This window comes from Bacillus sp. SN1 (assembly GCF_002796895.1).
In the GTDB taxonomy this organism is placed as follows: domain Bacteria; phylum Bacillota; class Bacilli; order Bacillales; family Bacillaceae; genus Bacillus; species Bacillus inaquosorum.
In genome coordinates this window covers 14926-38967 of record NZ_PHIE01000005.1, presented here as the reverse complement: position 1 = coordinate 38967, position 24042 = coordinate 14926, and the positions used below count along the sequence as shown (strand labels likewise).

General features: G+C 44.3%; 19 protein-coding genes. 9 read left to right on the top strand and 10 right to left on the bottom strand.

Annotation, left to right across the window (positions count from 1 at the left end; genetic code table 11):
* Nucleotides 1-56: 56 nt before the first annotated feature.
* From CVV77_RS16760 to mneS, 4 genes are all read right to left on the bottom strand, one after another.
* A complete protein-coding gene (locus CVV77_RS16760) occupies nucleotides 57-2270 on the bottom strand; it encodes a transglutaminase TgpA family protein (protein WP_100275971.1) in 2214 nt (737 codons plus the stop codon).
* Between the two features lie 21 nt (nucleotides 2271-2291).
* Nucleotides 2292-3488, bottom strand: coding sequence for a DUF58 domain-containing protein (locus CVV77_RS16755; RefSeq protein ID WP_100275970.1), 1197 nt, complete (start codon nucleotides 3486-3488; stop codon nucleotides 2292-2294).
* On the bottom strand, nucleotides 3488-4450 hold the full coding sequence (locus tag CVV77_RS16750; protein ID WP_019257658.1) for an AAA family ATPase: 963 nt from the start codon (nucleotides 4448-4450) through the stop codon (nucleotides 3488-3490). The genes CVV77_RS16755 and CVV77_RS16750 overlap by 1 nt, the downstream gene beginning before the upstream one ends.
* A 150-nt stretch (nucleotides 4451-4600) precedes the next feature.
* The gene (mneS, locus tag CVV77_RS16745) at nucleotides 4601-5473 is read right to left on the bottom strand and encodes a manganese transporter MneS (RefSeq protein WP_100275969.1); all 873 of its coding nucleotides are present in this window, start codon (nucleotides 5471-5473) and stop codon (nucleotides 4601-4603) included.
* A 412-nt stretch (nucleotides 5474-5885) separates the two neighbouring features.
* Between mneS and gabP the strand changes: the two genes are divergently transcribed.
* The 6 genes from gabP to CVV77_RS16715 all read left to right on the top strand — a co-directional run bounded on the left by gabP (nucleotide 5886) and on the right by CVV77_RS16715 (nucleotide 11543).
* On the top strand, nucleotides 5886-7295 hold the full coding sequence (gabP, locus tag CVV77_RS16740) for a GABA permease (protein WP_088111429.1): 1410 nt from the start codon (nucleotides 5886-5888) through the stop codon (nucleotides 7293-7295).
* A gap of 149 nt (nucleotides 7296-7444) precedes the next feature.
* Nucleotides 7445-8986, top strand: coding sequence for an outer spore coat copper-dependent laccase CotA (gene cotA / locus CVV77_RS16735; RefSeq protein WP_100275968.1), 1542 nt, complete (start codon nucleotides 7445-7447; stop codon nucleotides 8984-8986).
* 99 nt (nucleotides 8987-9085) lie between these two features.
* Complete coding sequence (locus CVV77_RS16730; protein WP_100275967.1) at nucleotides 9086-10075, top strand: DUF4003 family protein; 990 nt, start codon at nucleotides 9086-9088, stop codon at nucleotides 10073-10075.
* Nucleotides 10076-10088: 13 nt separating this feature from the next.
* The gene (locus tag CVV77_RS16725) at nucleotides 10089-10904 is read left to right on the top strand and encodes an alpha/beta fold hydrolase (RefSeq protein WP_100275966.1); all 816 of its coding nucleotides are present in this window, start codon (nucleotides 10089-10091) and stop codon (nucleotides 10902-10904) included.
* 82 nt (nucleotides 10905-10986) lie between these two features.
* Complete coding sequence (locus CVV77_RS16720) at nucleotides 10987-11196, top strand: cold-shock protein (protein WP_003234008.1); 210 nt, start codon at nucleotides 10987-10989, stop codon at nucleotides 11194-11196.
* Between the two features lie 188 nt (nucleotides 11197-11384).
* Nucleotides 11385-11543, top strand: a complete 159-nt coding sequence (locus CVV77_RS16715) for a hypothetical protein (RefSeq protein WP_088111432.1) — start codon at nucleotides 11385-11387, stop codon at nucleotides 11541-11543.
* 32 nt (nucleotides 11544-11575) lie between these two features.
* Here the strand turns inward: CVV77_RS16715 and CVV77_RS16710 are convergent, their stop codons facing one another.
* Nucleotides 11576-12622, bottom strand: a complete 1047-nt coding sequence (locus CVV77_RS16710; RefSeq protein WP_100275965.1) for a PD40 domain-containing protein — start codon at nucleotides 12620-12622, stop codon at nucleotides 11576-11578.
* A gap of 65 nt (nucleotides 12623-12687) precedes the next feature.
* Nucleotides 12688-13059: a cell wall metabolism protein WalM gene (walM, locus tag CVV77_RS16705; RefSeq protein ID WP_004397746.1), complete on the bottom strand. Its 372-nt coding sequence runs from the start codon at nucleotides 13057-13059 to the stop codon at nucleotides 12688-12690.
* A gap of 437 nt (nucleotides 13060-13496) precedes the next feature.
* Here walM and bdhA point away from each other — a divergent pair, with 437 nt between their 5' ends.
* The gene (bdhA, locus tag CVV77_RS16700; RefSeq protein WP_004397748.1) at nucleotides 13497-14537 is read left to right on the top strand and encodes a (R,R)-butanediol dehydrogenase; all 1041 of its coding nucleotides are present in this window, start codon (nucleotides 13497-13499) and stop codon (nucleotides 14535-14537) included.
* Between the two features lie 47 nt (nucleotides 14538-14584).
* Here bdhA and iolT read toward each other — a convergent pair whose 3' ends face one another.
* The gene (gene iolT / locus CVV77_RS16695) at nucleotides 14585-16006 is read right to left on the bottom strand and encodes a myo-inositol transporter IolT (protein WP_019257651.1); all 1422 of its coding nucleotides are present in this window, start codon (nucleotides 16004-16006) and stop codon (nucleotides 14585-14587) included.
* Nucleotides 16007-16615: 609 nt separating this feature from the next.
* Here iolT and CVV77_RS16690 point away from each other — a divergent pair.
* Nucleotides 16616-17611, top strand: a complete 996-nt coding sequence (locus tag CVV77_RS16690) for a potassium channel family protein (RefSeq protein ID WP_100276111.1) — start codon at nucleotides 16616-16618, stop codon at nucleotides 17609-17611.
* Nucleotides 17612-17671: 60 nt separating this feature from the next.
* Here CVV77_RS16690 and CVV77_RS16685 read toward each other — a convergent pair whose 3' ends face one another.
* From CVV77_RS16685 to gutB, 3 genes are all read right to left on the bottom strand, one after another.
* Entirely contained in the window at nucleotides 17672-18634 is a 963-nt protein-coding gene (locus CVV77_RS16685; RefSeq protein WP_100275964.1) for a carbohydrate kinase family protein, read from the bottom strand.
* A 94-nt stretch (nucleotides 18635-18728) separates the two neighbouring features.
* Nucleotides 18729-20120, bottom strand: a complete 1392-nt coding sequence (locus CVV77_RS16680; RefSeq protein WP_100275963.1) for an MFS transporter — start codon at nucleotides 20118-20120, stop codon at nucleotides 18729-18731.
* A gap of 73 nt (nucleotides 20121-20193) precedes the next feature.
* Nucleotides 20194-21255: a sorbitol dehydrogenase gene (gene gutB, locus CVV77_RS16675; protein WP_100275962.1), complete on the bottom strand. Its 1062-nt coding sequence runs from the start codon at nucleotides 21253-21255 to the stop codon at nucleotides 20194-20196.
* A 203-nt stretch (nucleotides 21256-21458) separates the two neighbouring features.
* Here gutB and CVV77_RS16670 point away from each other — a divergent pair, with 203 nt between their 5' ends.
* Nucleotides 21459-23960 (top strand): tetratricopeptide repeat protein, encoded by a 2502-nt coding sequence (locus CVV77_RS16670; RefSeq protein ID WP_100275961.1) that lies wholly within the window; start codon nucleotides 21459-21461, stop codon nucleotides 23958-23960.
* Nucleotides 23961-24042: the final 82 nt, after the last annotated feature.

Here is a 24042-nt window from a genome sequence, read left to right as displayed (position 1 = left end):
ACTCGCTCCCAGACTCCGATAATATTCACTAATTCTAACAACACGTTGATAAGCGGTCAAGACCATCTTCTTTTAATTAAATTTTCCCATAACTCTCTGGATTCATTCCAAAGCTTCGCCGAATCTTCATTTCTGTATAGCGCCCGTTCATAGCTTGATGTCAGCTTTGACATGTCTTCTGAGCCATGTTTTCCATCAATTCGTTTCGCATAATCACGCAGCGTTTCACTGCCTTGTTTCGGCAGTCCTCTTCTCTTCATCTGTTTCAGGAGAGCGCCGTATGCTTCAAAAAACACGTGCGGATCGCTGCGCCGCTTCAATTTTCTCACAACGAAAACAGGCATCCATAACGAACGGAAAACATACAGCAATACCGCTGTCAATAGGAGGACTGCAAGAAGTGCAAGCGCTACATACCATCCTGCACCGGCATTTGCATGTGAAGCGGACGGCTTTTCAGAACCAGCTGGCTCCCGTTTTTCCTTTTGTTTTCCCTCTTTTTTCGGCTGTTTTTTCTCTTCTTTCTGCTCCTCTTTTGTTTTCTCCGGCGAGCTGCTGCTCTCGCTGCCGGAATCCTTTGTGTCAGAAGAAGTAAACTCAGCCGGATTTGTAAACCCTTTAGTCGGCTCAAATGTGACCCAGCCCTGTTCCGGGAAATACACCTCTACCCAGGAATGGGCGTTGTTATTTGTCACTTCGTAGATGCTGCCGTTTTTGTTTCCCGCTTCTTTATATTCGCCGGACGTATACCCCTTTACCCAGCGGGCCGGAATGCCAGCCGAACGCAGGAGCACCACCATAGCGGAAGAAAAGTTGTCACAGTAGCCCATCTTTGTTTCAAACAGAAATTGATCGACATAATCCTCATCATTCTTAGGGATGGTCACGTTTTCTGTTTCATATGTGAACTCATTTGATCCTAAGTATTCCTCAACTGCTTTCACCATATCAAACATATTATCGTGATCCTGAGTCAGCTTGATCGCAAGGGTTCTCACCCGCTCAGGCAGTGAATCCGGCAGCTGCATATAGCGGTCGCTGAATGTGTATTCCTCACTGTTGTTTCTCACTTTTACCTTTCTCAGCTCATCCAGCTTGTAGACCGGAGAATTGTACGTTACTGTATAGCTTCCCATATTTCTGATCTCACCGGCTTGTTCACTGATCGGAGAAATTTGTTCCGTGTTCCCGTTCATTTCAAGTGAGACAGCCTGCTTTGGCTGAATGGTTACCGCACCGATCGGATACATCACATGGTTATACCCGTAGTGATCATCGACTTTTACTCGGACGGTGCTGCGCTCTGTCGAAACCTTGTGGTCAAACCACAGATTTTCAATTTTTCCTCCGCTTAGCTGATATGACATGCCCGTGTCTGTTTCAATCCAGCCTTTTCCTGTATACGTATCCTTCGTTTCCACGCGGAAATACGTTCGCTCTTTTCCTTGCCATGTAAAAACAGGGGTATCATCCTGCTGAAACGGGCCGCCGAGTGATTCATCATGGTTCCCGTATCCGATTTTGCTTTCTCCAGCCGACACACGGTCTTGATTGGTGATTTTTTTGAGGAAAGGCACCGGATCAGGCCAAGCCGGATCTGATTTCGGAGCGGAAAGTCCGAATCCCACCGCAGCCAAAATCAATACAGATAAAGGAAGAAACCATTTCAAGACAGACGTTTTTGACAGCGTGATTCTTTCCATCAGCTTGATGCGTTCTAAGTATAAAAGGCCCAGCATAAAGAAGCCGATCAGCACGATACGGATGACGGCAAAAGTGGCGTCATATGGTGAAAAGGTATCAAGAATCGTAATATACACTACTGTCATCATAAAGAAAAACAAGATTCTTCTCTGGTAAATCACCCAATAATGAAGGAGATAGACCAGCAGCCACAGCAGCACAAAAAACAGCAGGGTCCGAAACGAAGGAATCATGTCATTCCATTGCCCTGATTGAATCAGCGTGATATTCAAATAGAAATCCTTAAAAAAAGAGCTGACCCAGCTCAAGTCAAATATAGATCCTTGATAAAACAGGATGTGTATCGAAATCAACGTAAATACGACACAAAAAGGAACGGTGACAAACCACCTCATCCTGAAAAAGGTCAGCAGAAACGTCAAGCCGATAAACACAATAAAAAAGCCCGTATGTTTCGTATCTGTAAAACTGTCAAGCGGCCTGAGCCACTCCCACAGCAATAAAAACGCCAGAAAATAAAATAACAGCAAGCTCAAACGGCTTCCCTTCTGATCATCGTGCGGCATGTGCACCCGTCACCTCTCTTTCTAAACAACACGCGAAACTTGTCCGCCCCTCATGACCTGAACTCTGATTTGACGTTTCATCATGCGTTCGATCATGACGTTTTCAGCTTGAGAAAGCTCAGCAGCTTTCTCTTTTGCCAGTATCACTGTCACCCGGCCGCCCTCGATTTCTGCTATGTTCAGCAAATCTTCCGTGAACTGTCCCGTGACGATCACTTTGTCAGCCTGGCGAACAGACGGCTTCCCCAGCTCCTCCCGTACATATCGGCTTACCGGGTCAGCCGCATCACAATGAGCGACGGCTAAATGACGAAGCATGTGCTTAAAATGCTGCTCCCCCTCCTGAATAGGAAAAATGTTTTTTTCCTTTCCGACTGAGGCTAAGCCTGCCCCCGCGCCGTTTTTTAAAACAGAATGAAGAATCGAAGCTGTCACAGAAACGACCTCTTCGAATGCTTCCGAGGAAAATCGGTCCATCAGAAGAAACAGGTTTTTACTTCGAGACGGTTCAAATTCCTTCGTCATCAGCTGGTTTCGCCGTGCAGAAGTCTTCCAATCTAATGCAGCAAACCGGTCTCCCGGCTGATAATTCCGCACACTTGCTGCGACTGCGGAATGGTGCTGATGAATCGGAGAAGAACCGCTTACCCCGTCTTCCTGATGCTTCTCATTCACCTGATAAGGAAGACGCTTAAAGGATGGATAAACAAACAAGGTGTCTTCCAGCTCATAAAAAGCTGTTTTTTCAATCAAGCCGAGGACATCCCCGGTTCGCACCCTGACAGCATGAAAATGATGCTCCCCGCGCGGTACCCGATCTAATTCATACGACATTGTCATACTCCGTTTAAACCAAGGAAAAACGAGCCGTTTGGCCGCGGCTTCGTCTCGGTTCAATGACTCGATTCCTTCTGGCAGGCAATCTTCAATCACCATATACATCAGGGGAAACGGCAGCTTTCTTCTCAGCGTAACCGACACGCCCAGCTTGTCCCCCGCATGCAATTGTGTTTTGGCCATTTGCCGTGAAGCCTGAAAAGAGCGGAGTGGGTACAGCGCCAGCAGCCCGGCGTACACGACAAAAGGGAGAAATGCGTAAAACAAAAACCAGCTGACAAAGCCGCCCTGAAACATTGCGTAGGAAAAAACAGCACCCGTCAATAACGTTAATACAATCAGCTTCCATCCATATACCAGCCATTGCAATTTCTTCTTCATCAGCGGATCGACGACCTTTGAACCGGTACCTTCACAGCTGACATGATCTCCCGTACAATCGCTTCTGCCTGGATCCCTTCAAATTTCACCTCGGGCTGCAGCAGCATCCGGTGCGGAAGCGTAAAAGGAGCCAAATATTGAATATCATCCGGAATGACATAGTCGCGATGATGCAGCAGTGCGTATGCTTGGGCCGCTTTCATGAGAGCGATTGATCCGCGCGGACTGACGCCTAATTGAACAGAGCCATGCTGTCTCGTTTTCTGCACAATTTCAACAATATATTCTTTTATGCTGTCATCGGCGCGGACATTTTGAACTTCCCGCTGCAAACGGATAAAATCTTCTTTTGTAATAACCGGTTCAAGTGTCTCAATCGGATGGCTTTTTTCCTGAAGAGATAAGACGTCCAGCTCCTCATTAAAGGACGGATAACCCATGCGGAGTTTGAATAAAAAACGGTCAAGCTGGGCTTCCGGCAAAGGATAGGTCCCTTCATATTCGACCGGGTTTTGCGTTGCCATCACAAAAAACGGAGCGGCAAGCGGCATCGTATGGCCATCTACCGTTACGCTTCCCTCTTCCATCGCTTCAAGCAAAGCAGACTGTGTCTTCGGAGAGGTACGGTTGATTTCATCGGCAAGCACAATATTTCCCATAATCGGGCCCGGACGGTATTCAAATTCCATCGTTTTCGCATTATAGATGGATACGCCTGTTACATCAGATGGCAGCAAATCCGGAGTAAATTGGATTCTTTTGAAATCGGCGCCGATTGACTTTGCCAGTGCGCGGACCATCATCGTTTTTCCGACTCCGGGCACATCCTCAAGCAGCACATGCCCTTTGGCAAGAATGGCTGCTAAACTGAGTATGGCGATGTCTCGTTTTCCAACCATTACTCTATTAATATGTTCAACTGCTTTTCCCAGCAAAGGGTGCAGGTCTTCTTGATATGCCATTCTTTTCCTCCTAGTCATCTACAAAATTCATCATATCGTAACCTAACTTTACCACAAAAAACAATCTGTATAAAAAAACGATTCTAGCAAATTGTTTCCAATAAAGCAGGCCAAAACACACAAAAAAGCTTCCTGTGACAGGAAGCTCAATTATTTGCGTTCTAAAGGCTCCATATGAACATGCGAATAATCAATTGCATGCTCCTCCTTCATTCTCCGCTCAATTTCATTGGCAATATCGTGGCTTTCCGTAATATTTAAATCTGCCGATACCTCAACTACCACATCTACGTAAACAGTACTGCCCAAGTATCTCGCTTTAATGTCTTTTAACCGGCTCACTCCGGAGACCTTTTCGATCGTCTGTTTATAAGCCGAAATGTCCTTTACGTCGAAGCCATCTGTCAATGAGTGAGATGATTCTTTAAAAATATCCCATGCCGTTTTGCAAATGAGAAGACCGATCACAAACGCCGTCACAGTATCAATCCAAGAAAGGTGGAATTGCGCTGCTATAATTCCGATAAACGTGCCGATACTGACAAACGCATCTGATTTATTATCAGCAGCCGCGGCAAGGAGCGCCTGGCTCTTCACCTTTTTGGCCAACCTTTTATTGTACTGGTAGACCACAAGCATCAGGGCTGCCCCGCCCGCTGCCGTCCAAGCCGCAATCATATCCGGTGTCTCTTGTTTAGCAGAAAAAATAGATTCTCCGGCGCTGAATAGCACTTGCAGTCCGACAACCATCATAATAAACGATGCGATAAGTGATGCAATTGTTTCCGCACGGAAGTGGCCGTATGGATGATCTTCATCAGGAGGCTTTTGAGAGATACGCAGGCCGATCAGCACAGCAACAGAAGCAATAATGTCAGTTGTGTTATTTAACCCGTCTGCCGTAAGTGCTTCCGAGTGAAAAAGATACCCGATAATCAGCTTCATCGCGGACAGGACAAGATACGCAGCAATGCTGACCAGCGCCCCGGATTCTCCCTTTTTCAGTTCATCATATCTCTCCATACAAAACCTCCTCTCCGCTCGTTTTTTCCTATTATTATGATACAAAGCTGAACCGCAGTGGGTCTACAGAAACATGATTCACCAGCCACAGAAAAATAGTGACGATAGAACACTTTTTCTCTAAACCAATTTATTTTCTCATCTGAAACCCCCTTCAATTTCAATGATGCCAACGCTTCTGGCAACCTTCCATATTTTTAAAATTATACCAAACTGCAAAAATGAATAATTAACGGAACATTTTTTCTTTTATTCCAAGCATATCTGCTGAAAACATCGCCAACAAAACACTACAAATTTGAAATAAGCTGTTATATTTTCTTACACGAATTTTCGACAAACTGTATATTTATGATAGAGTTTCAATTATCATAATATTCAGTAATGACTTCATTTTTAAAGGAGGTAATTTATGAACCAGTCTCAATCAGGATTAAAAAAAGAATTAAAGACCCGCCATATGACAATGATTTCGATCGCCGGCGTGATCGGAGCCGGCCTATTTGTAGGCAGCGGTTCAGTGATTCACTCTACTGGGCCCGGTGCCATTATTTCTTACGCACTAGCCGGATTATTGGTGATTTTTATTATGAGAATGCTCGGTGAGATGTCTGCCGTAAACCCGACGAGCGGATCGTTTTCTCAATACGCTCACGATGCCATCGGACCGTGGGCAGGATTTACAATCGGATGGCTGTATTGGTTTTTCTGGGTGATTGTGATCGCGATCGAAGCAATCGCCGGCGCAGGCATTATTCAATACTGGTTCCAAGATATTCCGCTATGGCTGACAAGTTTGATCTTGACGATCTTGCTCACGCTGACAAATATCTACTCCGTTAAGTCATTCGGTGAGTTCGAATATTGGTTCTCCCTCATTAAAGTTGTTACCATCATCGCTTTTCTAATCGTTGGTTTTGCCTTTATTTTTGGCTTTGCGCCAGGCAGTGAACCAGTCGGTTTATCCAATATTACAGGCAAAGGCGGATTTTTCCCGGAAGGCATCAGCTCCGTATTGCTCGGCATTGTTGTTGTCATCTTTTCCTTTATGGGAACAGAAATTGTTGCCATTGCAGCGGGAGAAACATCCAATCCGATCGAATCCGTGACAAAAGCGACCCGATCCGTTGTATGGCGCATCATCGTCTTTTACGTTGGCTCTATCGCCATTGTTGTGGCGCTTTTGCCTTGGAATTCAGCGAATATATTAGAAAGCCCTTTCGTCGCTGTCCTTGAGCATATTGGAGTGCCAGCAGCCGCGCAGATTATGAACTTTATCGTCCTCACAGCCGTACTCTCTTGCCTGAATTCAGGTTTGTACACCACATCCAGAATGCTGTATTCACTCGCAGAAAGAAACGAAGCGCCGCGCCGTTTTATGAAATTGAGCAAAAAAGGCGTTCCCGTACAAGCCATCGTTGCCGGAACATTTTTCTCTTATATCGCGGTCGTAATGAACTACTTCTCACCGGATACCGTCTTTTTATTCTTAGTCAACTCATCAGGCGCCATTGCTTTGCTCGTCTATCTCGTCATCGCTGTTTCCCAGCTGAGAATGCGAAAAAAACTCGAAAAAACAAACCCGGAAGCATTGAAGATCAAAATGTGGCTCTTTCCTTTCCTAACCTACTTAACCATCATCGCCATCTGCGGAATTTTAGTATCTATGGCGTTTATTGATTCCATGAGAGACGAGCTGCTGCTGACAGGCGTCATCACGGGAATCGTTCTGATTTCTTATCTTGCGTTCAGAAAACGCAAGGTGAGCGAGAAGGCGGCAGCCAAGCCAGTCACACAGCAGCAGCCCGACATTCTGCCTTAATGCTGATCAAATCCTAAACGGTCTGCCGTTTAGGATTTTGTTATTTTCTTCTTCGATCAGGAGCGTCCACAAATTTTCTTGTAACCATCACGTCCTTATTGTCATTAACTATAGTACCAATTTGGAAAATTTAGATAAGGACGATGAAAATGACACTTGAAAAATTTGCGGATGCTCTCCCAATCCCAGATACACTAAAGCCGGTGCAGCAAACAAAAGAAAAGACTTACTACGAAGTCACCATGGAGGAATGCACTCATCAGCTTCACCGCGATCTCCCCCCGACCCGCCTGTGGGGCTACAACGGCTTATTTCCCGGGCCTACCATTGAGGTTAAAAGAAACGAAAACGTTTATGTGAAATGGATGAACAACCTTCCGTCAGAGCATTTTCTTCCGATCGACCACACCATTCATCATAGTGACAGCCAGCATGAAGAGCCCGAGGTAAAGACTGTCGTTCATTTACATGGAGGCGTCACGCCTGATGATAGTGACGGGTATCCGGAGGCCTGGTTTTCCAAAGACTTTGAACAAACAGGCCCTTATTTTAAACGAGAGGTTTATCATTATCCGAATCAGCAACGCGGTGCTATTTTGTGGTATCACGATCACGCCATGGCGCTGACCAGGCTGAATGTCTATGCCGGACTTGTCGGCGCTTATATTATTCACGATCCAAAGGAAAAACGCTTAAAGCTGCCTTCCGGCGAATACGACGTCCCGCTTCTTATCACGGACCGCACGATCAATGAGGACGGTTCTTTGTTTTATCCAAGCGGGCCTGAAAACCCTTCCCCGTCACTGCCTAACCCGTCAATCGTTCCGGCTTTTTGCGGAGAAACTATACTCGTTAACGGGAAGGCATGGCCATACTTGGAGGTCGAACCGAGGAAATACCGCTTCCGCGTCATCAACGCCTCTAATACGAGAACCTATAACCTGTCACTCGATAATGGCGGAGAATTTATTCAGATCGGTTCAGACGGAGGGCTCCTGCCTCGTTCTGTTAAACTGAACTCTTTTAGTCTTGCACCTGCTGAGCGTTATGATATCATCATTGACTTCACAGCCTATGAAGGACAATCGATCATTTTGGCAAACAGCGAAGGCTGCGGCGGTGACGTCAATCCCGAAACAGATGCGAATGTCATGCAATTCAGAGTCACAAAGCCATTGGTACAAAAAGACGAAAGCAGAAAGCCGAAGTACCTCGCCTCATACCCTTCAGTGCAGAATGAAAGAATACAAAACATCAGAACACTGAAACTGGCAGGCACTCAGGACGAATACGGCAGACCCGTCCTTCTTCTCAATAACAAACGCTGGCACGATCCTGTTACAGAAGCACCAAAAGCCGGCACAACTGAAATATGGTCCATCATCAACCCGACACGCGGAACACATCCAATCCACCTGCATCTGGTCTCCTTCCGTGTATTAGACCGGCGTCCGTTTGATATCGCACGTTATCAAGAAAGAGGGGAATTGTCCTATACCGGCCCGGCTGTTCCGCCGCCTCCAAGTGAAAAGGGGTGGAAAGACACCATTCAAGCTCACGCCGGTGAAGTCCTGAGAATCGCCGTGACATTCGGGCCGTACAGCGGACGATACGTATGGCATTGCCATATTCTCGAGCATGAAGACTATGACATGATGAGACCGATGGATATAACAGATCCCCGTAAATAACCCGACAAACTTGCCTCTTGCAGGCAAGTTTTTTTCTTTATGAAACTTTTGGCCCCATTTATCGTATAACGTAGAAACAGCAAAAAGGAGCTGCTTTTTATGCTGACAAACGACCTAAATGAAAAAACAAAGCGATACATTTCCATTTATGCCGAATTAAAATCAAAATTAAAATGGAAAGTTTCACACGATCAGATATTAATGCTCATTTCTTCTGCATATATTGTGAATAAAAGACAGTTTGATTTTCAGCGCTTTTATGATTTGAGCAGCTATATCAAATCAAACATCGGCAGCTTCTCAACACTCAATTCACACCACCGCTTTACTGTTGCTTCCATTCTGGACATTCATTTTCAGCAGGAAGCCAAACAAGCATTCCTTACTTTTATTGACAGATATAATGAGATGGTGAGGCTTGGATACAAACGGGACATTTTCACTTACCTTTCCGCCCTTATCATACTCACCGGCAAGTCCGAAGCGATCAATCAAAAAGAACAGATGACCATGGGGCTCTCTGTTTATCAGCAGATGAAAAAACATCACTATTTCCTCACGTCAACTCAAAATGTCCCGCTTGCCGTATTGCTGGCCGGGAACGGGAAAGGATTACAGGCGCTGAATAAAGCAGAAGCGTGCTATCAGCAGCTGGCAGCTGGCGGATTTCGCAAAGGCCAGCACTTACACCAAACCAGCCACATCCTTGCCCTGCATTCCGAAAAAGACGCTGAAACGCTTGTTTTGCAATGCAGAAAGCTGTTCCAAACCATCACTGAATCTCACAAAAAACCAAAGGATGTCCATTACCCTGATCTTGCCCTGCTCACATTTCTGGAAGAGCCTGATATCAAAACTGTTCTGGCCATCACAGACGAACTGAACCAAGACAAACGATTCAAATGGAAAAAGGAATTGAACTTCAAAATTGCTGTCAGCCTATATCTCAGTGAGCATATGGAGAAAAATCTACTGATGGAATCAGGACTGTACACAGCCATCGAAACCGCCATTCAGGCACAGCAAGCAGCCGCGACAGCTGTCATCGTCAGTTCAACAGCAGCCAGTCATTCTCAAGACGGAAACTAGAGGAGGAGTAAAAATGCCCTACATCACATTAGAAGATCAGACACGACTGTACTATGAAACGCACGGGAGCGGTACACCGATCCTGTTTATACACGGAGTGCTGATGAGCGGACAATTTTTCCACAAACAGTTCTCAGCACTCTCTGCCAATTATCAGTGTATTCGTCTCGATCTTAGAGGACACGGCGAATCCGACAAAGTCCTGCACGGACATACCATTTCCCAATATGCCCGTGACGTAAGGGAATTTCTAAAAGCAATGGAGCTCGACCGTGCCGTGCTTGCCGGCTGGTCAATGGGTGCTTTTGTCGTATGGGATTATCTCAATCAATTTGGGAATGATAACATACAAGCCGCTGTCATTATTGATCAATCAGCTTCCGACTACCAATGGGAGGGCTGGGAGCACGGTCCGTTTGATTTTGACGGTCTAAAAACGGCGATGCACGCCATTCAGACTGAACCGCTGCCATTCTACGAAAGCTTCATCCATAATATGTTCGCAGAACCGCCTGCTGAGACAGAAACAGAATGGATGCTGGTAGAAATCCTCAAACAGCCGGCTGCGATTTCAAGCACGATTTTATTTAACCAAACGGCTGCTGATTACCGCGGCACCCTTCAAAACATCAATGTGCCGACATTGCTGTGCTTCGGGGAAGACCGCAAATTTTTCTCTACTGCTGCTGGAGAACACTTGCATGACCTCATTCCAAATTCGATGCTCGTAACCTTTTCAAAAAGCAGCCATTGCCCGTTTTTAGAAGAACCGGACGCTTTTAACAGCACACTCCTCTCCTTCTTAGATGGACTGATTGGAAAGTCATAAAGAAAAAGGAATTAGGAGATTAGGGAAAAGTATGAGACAATAAGAAATGTGCAGTAAAATACATGAGGGAAGAAGTGACTTTATGTCTTACTATAACAAACGTAATCAAGAACCGCTGCCTAAAGAAGATGTGAGTACATGGGAATGCACAAAAGAAGACTGTAACGGCTGGACCCGAAAAAACTTCGCCAGCAGTGACACGCCATTGTGCCCTTTGTGCGGAAGTAAAATGGTCGACGGCATCCGTTCATTAGTGAATCTCCAAAACAACAGCCAAACGAAAACAAGCTAGCTCTTCCCTATAATAAATGCAGTCTCCTGCAAGCAAACAATCCCCGAACGGAGACGCAGATTCTATATCCAGAATGAAGGCCTATCATTGCAAGAGGCCGTAGCTTAGAAAGAAGCCCAAAACTGTAAATGTTTAGGGCTTTTCATTTTATCATTATGGTATAATATGGATACCTAAGGGGTGATAACGTGATCACAAACCAGCAGCAAAAAGACCTGAAAAAAAGGGCTACGTTCAAAAAGCTGAACCTTGCAATCAACTCTTATGTTGAACTTCTGTTTTTGTCGATACCTCTTATCCATCTCTTTAAATGGCTCGGATCATTAGCCCTGCACCTCGTCCATTAAAAAACCACTCAGCCCATGCCGAGTGGTTTTTATTAGTTGATGACAGAAAAGCTGTTGATGATGCCGTTTGGATTTTCCCACACTTTTTTGAACGTCTTATTTTCAAGGTTATAGGAATAAATCGTCCGCACCTTGGCTTCACGCCCTGTTTCATCCTTTAGCTTTTTAGCCCCCTCGGCTTCGGCAAGAAAATAAATGTTCTTTCCATCCTTAGAGAACTGCGGCTGTGCGTCCATTAACAGCTTAAATGATTTTTGATTTGAAATGATGTTTTCATATTTTTTCGTGTCCGCATTCAGCATCTGAATAGATGCGGTTTGCTCCGTGCCTTTTTGTGTATATGATGTAAACAATATACGTTTATCATCATCAGAAACAGCAATATCGCTGATAAACTGGTCAAGGCTCTTCAGCTCATCAAATTTGTTTTGATGGCCTGCAGCAAAATGAATCGTTGTCGGTTCAGGATCGATCCCCTTTTCGTTCGCTTCATCTGTTTTCTTGTAATCTTCTTCTACAGAATAATGAAGCAATGCAAATGAATCTGTTTTTTTGTTATAAAAGAAGCTGCTGACGCTGTCATCCTGATCATTCGCGGCAGGATAAAGGTTTTTATACTTCTTTGTTTTCAGATCAAAGGATGCGATCCGGAAATTGCTTTCGTCCGCTTTTCCTAAACGGAAATAGATGGTTGAACGATCCTTTGATAAAAACAGGCTGTCGGCACTCTCCGCACCTTTATAAAGCATCGTCTTTTTATTAGACTTTAGATCGAGCTTAAAAAGCCTCATTTCATTTTGATCATTATTGCCCGTATAATAGAGCACCTGCTGCTTTTGATCCAAGGCAAATGCCGGATAGCTGGTCAGCTTCTCCTCATGGATCACCTTATCATTTTCATAATACTTCGTCAGCAGATCGGTATTCGTAATCGAAACAAGCAGCTTATCACCGCTTTCCGTATTTACTGAAACATCAGCAGCGCTCTCATGGCCTTTATCCTTTACAATATAAAACGCAAAAACCGCCGCTACGGCTGCTATCACGATAGTTAACAATAATATGATTCTTTTTTTCATCTTTTATCTCCACCAATAGAAAAAGCAAGAATATGACTTCTTGCTTTACAGATTATATATGTAGATTAATAGCTGTAATGTCCCGCTACTTTTCCTTTGCTTAATGGGTATCCAAGCGCTTTAAACGCTTTAGGGCTTACATCCAGGACTGCATTAGGCATTCTGCCAACATCATTTTTGTAAACCGTAATCACCTTTTTAGGTTTCGCTTTTGCATAAGCTCTGATTTTTGTCCCGTTTCTAGGAACATCAAATCCGATCTTGGTCGCACAATCCCAATGTCCAAGTTTTTTACCTGAAGAGCCTTTTTTCCCGACTCCATTATACCAAGTAATATTTCCGTTCACATGTTTCGCACTGGCATCTGATGAAAAACTCAAAGCTCCCAAAGTACTTCCTACTAAGATAAAAGCGGCTAAAATGACTTTCTTCAACATTTCGTCCCCCTGTTTGTTAACATCTAGGAAAATTATACACGATGAACCAGGATTTTTTTATTTCAATATCCTTACAGTAATGTTACAAAGTCTGAAAAGTTGCCTCTGCTAAAATAAACCATGGAAGATTATCCTATTATAATTGAAGTGTTAGCGTTATAATTGTTGATAGAGTAGTTGTCGCATTCAATATGAACGAACCATTACCGTATTGTTCAAACCAAATTCATAGCTATGTAAACGATTCATACTCTCATATAAAGAAAAAAGAGTGTGCGAGACTCTTTTTTCTTCAAAATTTCTTTTTTCAAAAAAACGTAGATTATATTATATAAAAATTTCATTTCTTTTTTGGTTTTAAAAATGGCGATTTTGTGAACAGTTCATATTGATCAATGCGGAATTACTCATATCAAAAGATATAGGAGTGGTAATCCATGAAGGCAGCAAGATGGCATAACCAAAAGGATATCCGTATTGAAAATATCGAAGAGCCAAAAACAGAGCCGGGAAAAGTAAAGATCAAAGTCAAATGGTGCGGCATCTGCGGCAGTGATTTACATGAGTATCTGGGCGGCCCGATCTTTATTCCGGTTGACAAACCGCATCCATTAACGAATGAAACAGCACCTGTCACAATGGGCCATGAATTCTCCGGTGAAGTTGTTGAAGTTGGAGAAGGCGTTGAAAACTATAAAGCAGGAGACCGCGTCGTAGTCGAACCGATTTTTGCGACACACGGCCACCAAGGTGCCTACAACCTTGATGAACAAATGGGATTCCTCGGCTTAGCCGGCGGAGGCGGCGGTTTCTCTGAATACGTCTCTGTAGATGAAGAGCTGTTGTTCAAGCTTCCTGATGAATTATCATATGAACAAGGTGCGCTCGTTGAGCCTTCTGCGGTCGCTTTATATGCTGTCCGCTCAAGCAAAATCAAAGCTGGCGACAAAGCGGCTGTATTCGGCTGCGGCCCGATCGGACTTCTTGTGATTGAAGCGCTGAAGGCTGCTGGTGCGACTGATATTTACGCTGTTGAGCTTTCACCTGAACGCCAGCAAAAAGCTGAGGAGCTTGGAGCCATCATCGTTGATCCGTCCAAAACAGACGATGTAGTCGCTGAGATTGCAGAGCGTACCGGCGGCGGTGTTGACGTATCATTCGAAGTCACAGGCGTTCCAGTTGTATTACGGCAAGCGATCCAATCCACTACAATTGCCGGTGAAACAGTCATCGTCAGCATTTGGGAAAAAGGCGCTGAAATCCACCCGAACGATATCGTAATCAAAGAACGTACAGTAAAAGGAATTATCGGATACCGCGACATCTTCCCGGCTGTATTGTCATTAATGAAAGAAGGCTATTTCTCAGCTGACAAACTCGTAACGAAAAAAATCGTGTTAGACGATTTGATCGAGGAAGGCTTCGGGTCTCTTATAAAAGAGAAAAACCAAGTCAAAATCCTTGTCAGACCTAACTAATTTGAAACTAAAAAGAATCCGCGCCCGTATGCGGATTCTTTTTTATCTTATCCAATCACTTCAGCGCCAGACTCTTTCTTCGCCTCGCCGCGATCATAAGCGCGGAAGCTATCCTCCAGCTGCTCAAGCGAAAGCCCTTTCGTCTCCGGTAAAAACTTCTTCACAAACAGGACAGAGCAAATTCCTAATCCAACGAAGATAAAGAACGTTGTGGACAGGCCAATGGCGGCCAGCAATATCGGGAAAGTGAAACTGACTGCAAAATTCACCATCCACAGACAGAATACTGTGACGCCCATTCCCAGACCGCGAAGGCGAAGCGGGAAAATCTCAGAAAGCATCAGCCACGTCACTGGTGAAATTGCCCCCTGCTGGAAAGCAAGGAATGTAACCGTTAATGACAGGACCACATATGGAAGAGCCGGTGATCCTTCGAGCACAAGTGAGAATATCCCGATCAGCAATAATGCCGTTGTCGTACCGATCAAGCCTGTCATCAGCATCGGCCGGCGGCCTACTCTCCCTAACAGCCAGATTCCAACGAATGTTGCCAATACCGAGATCACGCCATTCGCGATATTTCCGATTAAAGCGGCCTCCGTTTGAAAACCAGAATCTCTTAAAATTTCAGTCCCATAATACATAATCGAGTTTACACCTGTAATTTGCTGTACAATCGCAATCCCGATTCCAATGAACACAATCCGGCGCACCCATGGGACTGAAAGATCTTTAAACGTCGCTTTTTCAAGCTTATCTTCTTTTTTGAAAGCGAATTCAATTTCTTGCAGCTCAGATGCAGCCCGCTTTTCATCCCTGATTTTTTTCAATACCCGCAAAGCATCTTCTTTTCTCCCTTTAGAAACGAGCCAGCGAGGACTCTCAGGCATTCTGATCATTCCGAAAAACAGGAATACGGCTGGAAGCGACGCAATGACCAGCATAAATCTCCACACATGGGAGTTGTCTCCCATTGTTGTTCCTAGGATTGCATTAAAAACAAAGGCCAAAAGCTGTCCTGATACAATCATTAATTCATTCTGCGTCACCATCCGCCCCCTGCTTTCCACAGGAGACATCTCCGCTAAATAAGCAGGAACCGTAACTGATGCACCACCGACTGCAATGCCAAGCACAAAACGGGAAATAATCATGACCGTTACATTTGGAGCAAACGTACACCCGATCGTTGAAATGAAAAATATAACAGCGAGGAACAAAATATTTTTGCGGCGGCCGTTAAAATCAGACATCCTGCCGCCAAACACAGCACCGAGCGCGGCTCCAAAAAGAAGTGAACTGGTGACAAGCCCCTCTGTGAAGGCATTGAGGTTAAGCTGGTCTGGCTCTCCCATATACGGCAAAGCCCCATTGAGCACGCCGGTATCATAACCGAAGAGGAGACCGCCGAAAGTCGAGACTAAAATAATTGTACGTAAAAATGACATTTGATTGCCTTGTTTATTCATACTGTTTCCCCCAGTCTTTTTCAAAATCGGTCAATGCGTATTTCAAAAACTTATTCTAGGGCTGCTGCCTTCCTCACATGTCGTAAGCAGGCTGCAGAAAAAAGTTCATCCTGTTTTTCTCCAATGGCCTCATAACCTTCCCTTCTTCTTAGCATGTCAGTTCTCTTGGAAGCGATTTCATTTTCCACTAAAAGAACAGTGGGTATTTCTTTGCACATATACTTCATAACTTGTTATTTTATAGTCACTTCATAGTTCTATTGTAGTGATATAATAGTGACATTTTTGTTACATCTGATATTATCATAATTATAAAAACGCTTTCAGTCAATATAAATTTCTGAAAATTTTTTACTCAATAAAAGCAAAATGACCAATTCAAGGGGAAAATGAACTTTTTTCTTCATAATAATGTGGAAATCAAGTCAAAATTCCTGTGAGTTTCTGTTCATCTGCTCATATCGACAAAATGAGTAAGTGTTGAGTAACTTCTCCTATCTTTTCTGCAATGACTTTCTTATCAAACATCCGAACAATTGTTTCAGAATTGAGATAAAAGGAAATAGAAAAGGAAAATAAATGATGACTGGCTTAGGGGAGGCAACAAAATTGAATGAGGTATATGTCATTGCAGGCCTTATATTGTTGACAGCGGGAATGATTGATTTTTTATGGACTACATTATGGTTAGAGAGCGGTGCAGGCCCCATCACAAGATGTCTGTCTGCATGGCTGTGGAAAGGCTGCCGCAAAATCAGCGGAGACCATGCAAAGGTTCTCAGCACGGCAGGTCCTCTGCTGTTATGCCTAACGTTAGTGATATGGATCAGTTTATTTTGGAGCGGGTGGGTTTTGATTTTCTCGAGTGACCCTCATTCACTCGTCGGAACTCAATCGAAAGAACCGGCATCCTGGTCAGATCGAATTTATTTTACCGGTTATGTCATGTTTACATTAGGAAATGGCGACCTCGCACCGAACGGGGACCTCTGGAGGCTTGTCACTGTCCTTGAAACAGCTCAAGGCCTTCTTACCATCACCTTTTCTGTCACGTATTTAATTTCCGTCTTGAGTGCGGTTAATCAAAAGCGCTCCTTTGCCCAAAGTGTATTAAGTCTAGGGCATGACGGAACAGAAATCGTCCAGAACGCATGGAACGGCAAAGATTTTCACGACATTGATTTCCTTCTTATCACATTCTCATCAGAGCTGGGCAAGCTGACCGCTCAGCATAATGCCTTCCCTATCCTTCATTTTTACCATAGCACGCAGCGTGAGGAATCATCCATTATAGCTGTCACCGTATTGGATGAAGCATTAACCATTTTGAAATACGGCATTCCTGATCAATATCAGCCGAACCAGCTTCACATCAAAGAAACGCGGTCAAGTATCAAAAACTACTTGGATACCGTCCATACAGCCTATATCCATCCGGCTGAACAAGCACCGCCGGAACCAGATATCACAAAGCTTCAAGAATCAGGCATTCCAACTTTATCAAAGCAAACATTCCAAACTCCCATCAATTCTTTAAAGGAACGGCGTCAATTGCTGCTGGGAATTGTCCAAGCCGGTGCCCGAAAATGGCCTGAACGAGAATAGACAAACAAAAAAGGATGCTTCCTAAAAGTCCAAAGACTTTCAAGAAACATCCCCGATGTTTTATAGAGAAACTTCAATTTCTTTCATGCTAGGCAGTGCATCAATCGCTCCAATTTTAGTGCACACAAGAGCTCCCACCTTATTGGCAAATGACACAATCTCACGCAGCTTCGCAAAATCAGCAACTACAGATTGAATCTGATCTGTGTTTGCCAATTGATATAAAGCCGCACCGACAAAAGCATCTCCCGCTCCTGTTGAGTCAATTGATGTAACCGGAATGCTTGGAATGATTTCATGATCTTTTCCATTCGAAAGAAGCGTTCCGCTTTTCCCAAGTGTCACAGCGACAATTTTAGCTCCGATCTCATGAAGGATCGCAACGCCCTCTTCATGATCCTTCGCACCACTGATAATCTCAAGCTCCTCGTCACTAACTTTCACAAAATCACTTAAAGCAATCGCTTTTTTTGCGACACTTACAAACTCTGAAACCCTTCCCTTCCATAAATCCTCACGATAGTTAGGGTCAAACGAAATAAACTGTCCATTGTCTTTCGCAATCGACATAAGCCGTAAATAGGCTGAGCAAAACGGATCTGATAACAATGCCGTTGCAGAGCCGAAATGAAGGATTTTCGCTTCGTTTAGTTTTTCCTGGTCAATATCCTCCAGTGTAAACAAAGCGTCCGCGCCTCTATTAAAAACAAAATCGCGCTCCCCATTTTGTTTTAATGAAACAAAAGCAAGCGTTGTAGGCGCTTTCTCATCCATGACCAACATAGAGGTATCGACGTTTACAGCGTCTAAGGTTTGCTTTAGAAAATACCCAAAAGGGTCCTGGCCTACTTTTCCGCTGAAAGCGGCGTCTCCGCCCAGCTTGGCAATGGCTGCTGACACATTCGCCGGTGCACCGCCGGCACTTTTTAAGAAATGGCGTCCTTCCATTAAATCAACATCAACATCGGTACAAAAGAAGTCGATCAACAATTCTCCAATACAAACAACAGAATGACTACGCATATTATCACACTCATTTATAAAGTCTAGATTACAGTCTCAGTATATTACTTTCTGCCATAAATACAACATTGAATATTAAAAATTTTACATATATTTATTTTGCAGACCTTTTCTCCAGCTCAGAGATGATTTGCTTATATCTTTTTTCAGTTAAAGGATAGAAGGCAATGAGAATAATAGAAAGCAAAATGAATAATCCCGGAATTAAAGCATTCATATTTTTAATCGCATTCAATGACGTGACTGTCTGGTCTGCATTCGCGACATACCCGGCAATCCCTAAATAAATGGCCGAAAATGACCCGGCTAACGCAACACCCAGCTTATTAATAAAGCTCATGCTGGAAATGACCACACCATCCGCGCGAACTCCGGTTTTCCATTCTGCATAATCGACACAATCCGCAACCATTCCCCAAGCAAGCGTATTTAAAGGCGTTGTAAAAAATCCGGAAACAAAAAGCCAAATAAAAATGAGTGTAATAGAAGAATACGGCGTGAAATGCAGGCCGGCATAAGAAATAAGCGATAGACCTGCCGTGATGATCATGACTTGTTTTCTGCCCCACTTCTCAGAAAAGAAAGGGATAAACAAATTGCTGATCAGCGCTGCTCCGAAAAATAAAACCGTTCCCAAAAATACAAATTCTTTATGGTTTACGTTATACGTAAAATAGTACACCATTGTGCTGAGCTTAATATTAAACCCGATCGCAAAAGCCAAAAATGATGAAATTAACATAAGCAAAGGTTTGTTTCGGAATAAAACGGATAACGTCTTTTTGATCCCTTGTTTTTTTCTCTTTTTAGGCTGAATCCGCTCCCGCACCGTAAAGAAACTGAATAGGTTCAAAACGATGCTGACCGCCGCATAGATGAGCGCCGTCATTTGAAACCCAAACGCCTGATTTTCCCCTCCTATAGCAGTTGCAAGCGGTGTCGCACAGGAAATAGATAAAAGAATTCCGATATACACCAAAATCATCCGGGTTGTTGTCAGAACCGTTCGTTCCTCCACAGAATTCGTCATCCGCCCCGTTAAGCTGTTCACCGGAATCGTTTGCATACTAAAGGACATCCCAAGCAGAATATAGGTGATGTACGCATATACCATATTCCCCGTCTGACCGAAATGAGGCGTCGTGAAACATAAAAAGGTAAAAAGCGCAAAAGGGAATGCCACCCACAACAGATATGGCCTTGCCTTTCCCCACCTTGTGTTCGTTTTGTCTAAAATCAATCCCATAATCGGGTCAAAAATAGCATCCAGCACCCGCACAACAAGAAACAAAGTGGCGATCACCGCAGGCTGAATACCGCCGACGTCTGTATAATAGAATAATAAGTATGCGTTTACAAACTGAAAGACAATATTATACGACATATCACCGAAACCATATCCGATTCGTTCAAACCAGGACAGTCCGTTGCTTGATTTTGACTGATGCTTCGCCTTCAATGCCGTTGCTTTTTCTGTTTCAATCATCATTTCCCACCCCAAGAATCCGTTTTCATTTCCAGTAAACAAGAGGGAGAATACAAAGATCCTCCCTGTTCACTCAGCGATTTGGATACACCATCACTTTTAAACATTCATTCTTAAATTGAAGCGCCCGCTCCATCGCCTCTTGCGTCTGCTCCAGCGAATATTGGTCGGTTATAAGATGCTTCGTGTCCACAATGCCGGAAGCGAGAAATTCGATTCCCTTTGGATACGTATTGGCATAACGGAAGATCCCGTAAATATCAATCTCATTGTCCGCAATAAACGGCACATTAAGCGGTATTTCGTTCTGTGAAGGCAAACCGACAATCGCCAGTTTCCCGCCCCGGCGCACAGAAGCCAGTGCAGATTGCAATGCCGCTGGATTCCCCGCTGTTTCCCAAGCAACATCAACGCCTCTATCATTTGTGATCGTTTTAATCTCTTCAAGCGCGTCCTGTTCACGGATATTAATGACATGAGTCGCTCCCATTTTTTTCGCAGCCTCTAACCGTAACGGCTCTAAGTCAGTGACGATAATTCTGCCTGCCCCAAATGCTTTAGCTGCCGCAACAGCCATTAACCCCACAGGGCCCATTCCCATAATCGCAATCGTTGATCCCGGCTGAAGCTTTGTTCTCGCCGCTGCATGAATGCCGACAGAAAACGGTTCAATCAAAGCCGCATCTTCATAGGAAAGGGAGTCTGGGATCAAAAAAACGAAGTCCTGACGCATTTTGATATATTGAACAAACGCGCCATCTACCGGCGGCGTAGCCAAAAACTGTACATCCGGACAAAGGTTATAGCGTCCTTCCTTGCACGCCTCACAGCGTCCGCACGTGACACCCGGTTCAACAGCGACGCGGTCTCCCACCTTAAATTGATTGACAGACGATCCGACAGCGGCAATTTCTCCCGCGCATTCATGGCCAAGGATAAATGGTTTTTCCACTACATAGTTGCCTATTCTGCCATTTGTATAGTAATGCAGATCTGATCCGCAAATCCCGACAGCCATCACCTTAATCAACACTTCATCATGATTGATGTCAGGCACAGGCAATGTTTCAATTTTGATCTCTCTTGTGTTGTGCATAACAGCCGCTTTCATGTTTTGAGGTACTGTGTGAGTCATTTGGCAAATTCCTTTCTTCAGAAAATAAAATGTAAGTGCATACATTTTTGTTTTCTCTGTTACTGCCCTCATTTTATCTGCTTTTCAGCACGTTCAACAGCCTTTCCTGCTGTATAAAAGGACAGCCGCACTGTACTTTACTATTTTCTCATATACAAAAAACGCTGGATTGATAAAATAGTACTAATAGGAGGTGCAGGCTTATGGCTGAACTTGAAAACCGAAAACAATTTGCACAACTGCTGGCACCTGGCGTCAAATCACTAAAACTTCATCCTGATTATAAAGTCAGAAGGAAAAAGAATGAAAAGACAGGACATTCTTATATAGATAAAATCGCACTCCAGCTGGGGGTCTCCTCTAACACGATCAAAAGCTGGATCGGACAGATGGGTGCAAACTATATTCCCGGAAGAATTGACGACGGAAAACTGTTCGGAATGATCTGGATCATTCTCGAAAAGACCGACTTGGATATCGAGTGGCTGACCGGCCTGCTGGAAACCACCACCATCCCAGTCATCAAACCCGCATTGCCTGTCTGGGCGGCGTCTTGTCTCAAAAAAGCGAAAACGCTGCGAAAAGACGGATTATTCGGGGCTCCAAGTGAAAATGAAATTGAGAATGTAGTAAAACGGCTGTTTCATGATAAACCAAGCCAAGAAACGAATGCGCTTACAGAACAGCCTAGCACACATAACTTACCGTCACGCTGGTCCGGACACTTTATCGGACGCAGCTTTGATATGGAAGCAATACGACAATGGATGCTTTCTCCGTCACCAGTCTGTTTAATCACAGGCTGGGCCGGCATGGGTAAAACCACAATCGCTCTTGAAGCTGCCTATTCCTGTGTCGGCAATTCTTCAGATTGGCCGGCATTCAACAGTATCATCTGGGTCAGCGCCGATTGGAAAGGTTTAAGCTTTAGTGATTTTTTAAATACGATCGCCTATCAGCTCGGGCGTGCTGAACAAATTGATAAATCAATCAATGAAAAACGGTTCGTCGTCCGCAACGCGTTAGCCAATTACACTAGAGAAAAACCGGTACTGCTGATTGTTGACAGCATTGATACCGCAGAACGTGACATTCACGAATTTATCACCAGCCTTCCGCAAGGCGTAAAAGTTCTCCTTACAGCACGGGAAAACGTAAAGCAAACCTATCGGGAAGGCTTCGGAGAAATGGCAGCCATCCAGCTGAGCGGCCTTGAACAAACAGATGCCCTTGAATTTTTTCAGCAAGAAGTGCACCGCTGCTTACAAACATGCAACATTCAAAATAAACGGGAAAAGCTGGAGCAGCTGTTACACCTATCATCTGACTTGAAGAACGAATTCATTTCAGCAACGGCCGGAAACCCGAAAGCCATGGCACTCAGCATCGCCTATATGTCAGACGATGACATCCCCGCTCAGCAGCTGATTCATGAGCTTGGAAAAGCAGGCTACTCACTGCTGGAATTGTTTGAATTCCTCTTTGGCCGCACCTGGGACAGATGCAATGAAGATACACGAAAGCTTTGGCAGACGCTTTGCTTTTTCAGCAAGCCGCCAGATGAGAAAAGCCTGGCGGCAGCGGCCGGATTAGACGCCCGCCGTTTTCATTACGCTATGGAACAAATGCGGTCTTTTGCTCTGATTCAGCCGGAACGAAGCGAAGGACGGACACAGTACTTAGCGCATCAAACGGTTGTCACTTACGGAGAACAGCACTTATCTGAACATCACGAATATGAAAAAGAAGCCCGCAGCCGCTGGGCGCATTATTATATTGATTATGCCGAAACCCATTTAAAACGGGAACAGCCCAACTCTATCTATTGGAGCTACCTGCTGGGACGGAATTTAGATCAAATGAAAAAAGAATGGCCAAACATCTTAAAGGTCATCCAATGGGCAAGTGAAACCGAACAAAAAGAAATCCTAATCGAACTCATCACCCGCATCAGCCATTTTCTAAGCAGAATCAACCTGCCCCTGCGAATCGAATACGGATGCAAAGCCGCCGACGCCGCCCACCAATTAGGCAAGCACACACGAGAAGCGTTCTTCCGAATCGACACAGCAGGCTGGGCACTGATGGAAGTCAATGATTTAGATGGGGCGCTTCAGCAAATTGAGGCCGGACTGAAGATTCTGGAACAATCAGACGCTGAAAATCACGATGCCCACGATTTAAACGTATGGGGTCACGCACTGCAAGCAAGGCTGTTTTTAAAAGCCGGGCAACAGGAAAAAGCAGAAGTAATTTTAAACGAAATCGAAGATCAACCGATTTCTCCAACGATTCAACACAGGGTTCTACTGGTACGCGGAGACCTAAGCTTTGCGAGAGGCCTTGATGAAGAAGCCATTCAATTATACGAAGCGGCAAATAAGATCAGCTCCACGTACGGCGGCGAAAAAACGATAGAAGCCTATTTCAATTTGGGTGTTGCTTATGTGAAGTGTGATCAGTTTGAGAAAGCAGAAGAAGCCTTTGAGCAAATGCTCTATGACAAACACAACGCGAATCAGGTTGAGTTGATCTATTATTATTATGGGATGGCACAGTTGTTGTACCGTAAAGGAGAGAAAACGAAAGCGATGGAATTCAATCAAAAAGCGATTCGTTTGATTGATTCTTGGGAGCCTGCTATTGGGATTCGGGGTGAGGTGGAACAATTTCATAAGGTGATTGTGAGAAATGTCACGATATAAAATTGGACTCAATGCGTTTTCTTTTTCACAAAAAGAGTTTAATAATCTTTTTACTTCCTATATAAAAGAAAGACATGAGAAA

Bases quoted from the DNA above. Each gene is read 5' to 3' on its own strand.
- CVV77_RS16760 (WP_100275971.1), bottom strand. From the start codon at position 2,270: ATGCCGCACGATGATCAGAAGGGAAGCCGTTTGAGCTTGCTGTTATTT.
- CVV77_RS16755 (WP_100275970.1), bottom strand. From the start codon at position 3,488: ATGAAGAAGAAATTGCAATGGCTGGTATATGGATGGAAGCTGATTGTA.
- CVV77_RS16750 (WP_019257658.1), bottom strand. From the start codon at position 4,450: ATGGCATATCAAGAAGACCTGCACCCTTTGCTGGGAAAAGCAGTTGAA.
- mneS (WP_100275969.1), bottom strand. From the start codon at position 5,473: ATGGAGAGATATGATGAACTGAAAAAGGGAGAATCCGGGGCGCTGGTC.
- gabP (WP_088111429.1), top strand. From the start codon at position 5,886: ATGAACCAGTCTCAATCAGGATTAAAAAAAGAATTAAAGACCCGCCAT.
- cotA (WP_100275968.1), top strand. From the start codon at position 7,445: ATGACACTTGAAAAATTTGCGGATGCTCTCCCAATCCCAGATACACTA.
- CVV77_RS16730 (WP_100275967.1), top strand. From the start codon at position 9,086: ATGCTGACAAACGACCTAAATGAAAAAACAAAGCGATACATTTCCATT.
- CVV77_RS16725 (WP_100275966.1), top strand. From the start codon at position 10,089: ATGCCCTACATCACATTAGAAGATCAGACACGACTGTACTATGAAACG.
- CVV77_RS16720 (WP_003234008.1), top strand. From the start codon at position 10,987: ATGTCTTACTATAACAAACGTAATCAAGAACCGCTGCCTAAAGAAGAT.
- CVV77_RS16710 (WP_100275965.1), bottom strand. From the start codon at position 12,622: ATGAAAAAAAGAATCATATTATTGTTAACTATCGTGATAGCAGCCGTA.
- walM (WP_004397746.1), bottom strand. From the start codon at position 13,059: ATGTTGAAGAAAGTCATTTTAGCCGCTTTTATCTTAGTAGGAAGTACT.
- bdhA (WP_004397748.1), top strand. From the start codon at position 13,497: ATGAAGGCAGCAAGATGGCATAACCAAAAGGATATCCGTATTGAAAAT.
- iolT (WP_019257651.1), bottom strand. From the start codon at position 16,006: ATGAATAAACAAGGCAATCAAATGTCATTTTTACGTACAATTATTTTA.
- CVV77_RS16685 (WP_100275964.1), bottom strand. From the start codon at position 18,634: ATGCGTAGTCATTCTGTTGTTTGTATTGGAGAATTGTTGATCGACTTC.
- CVV77_RS16680 (WP_100275963.1), bottom strand. From the start codon at position 20,120: ATGATTGAAACAGAAAAAGCAACGGCATTGAAGGCGAAGCATCAGTCA.
- gutB (WP_100275962.1), bottom strand. From the start codon at position 21,255: ATGACTCACACAGTACCTCAAAACATGAAAGCGGCTGTTATGCACAAC.
- CVV77_RS16670 (WP_100275961.1), top strand. From the start codon at position 21,459: ATGGCTGAACTTGAAAACCGAAAACAATTTGCACAACTGCTGGCACCT.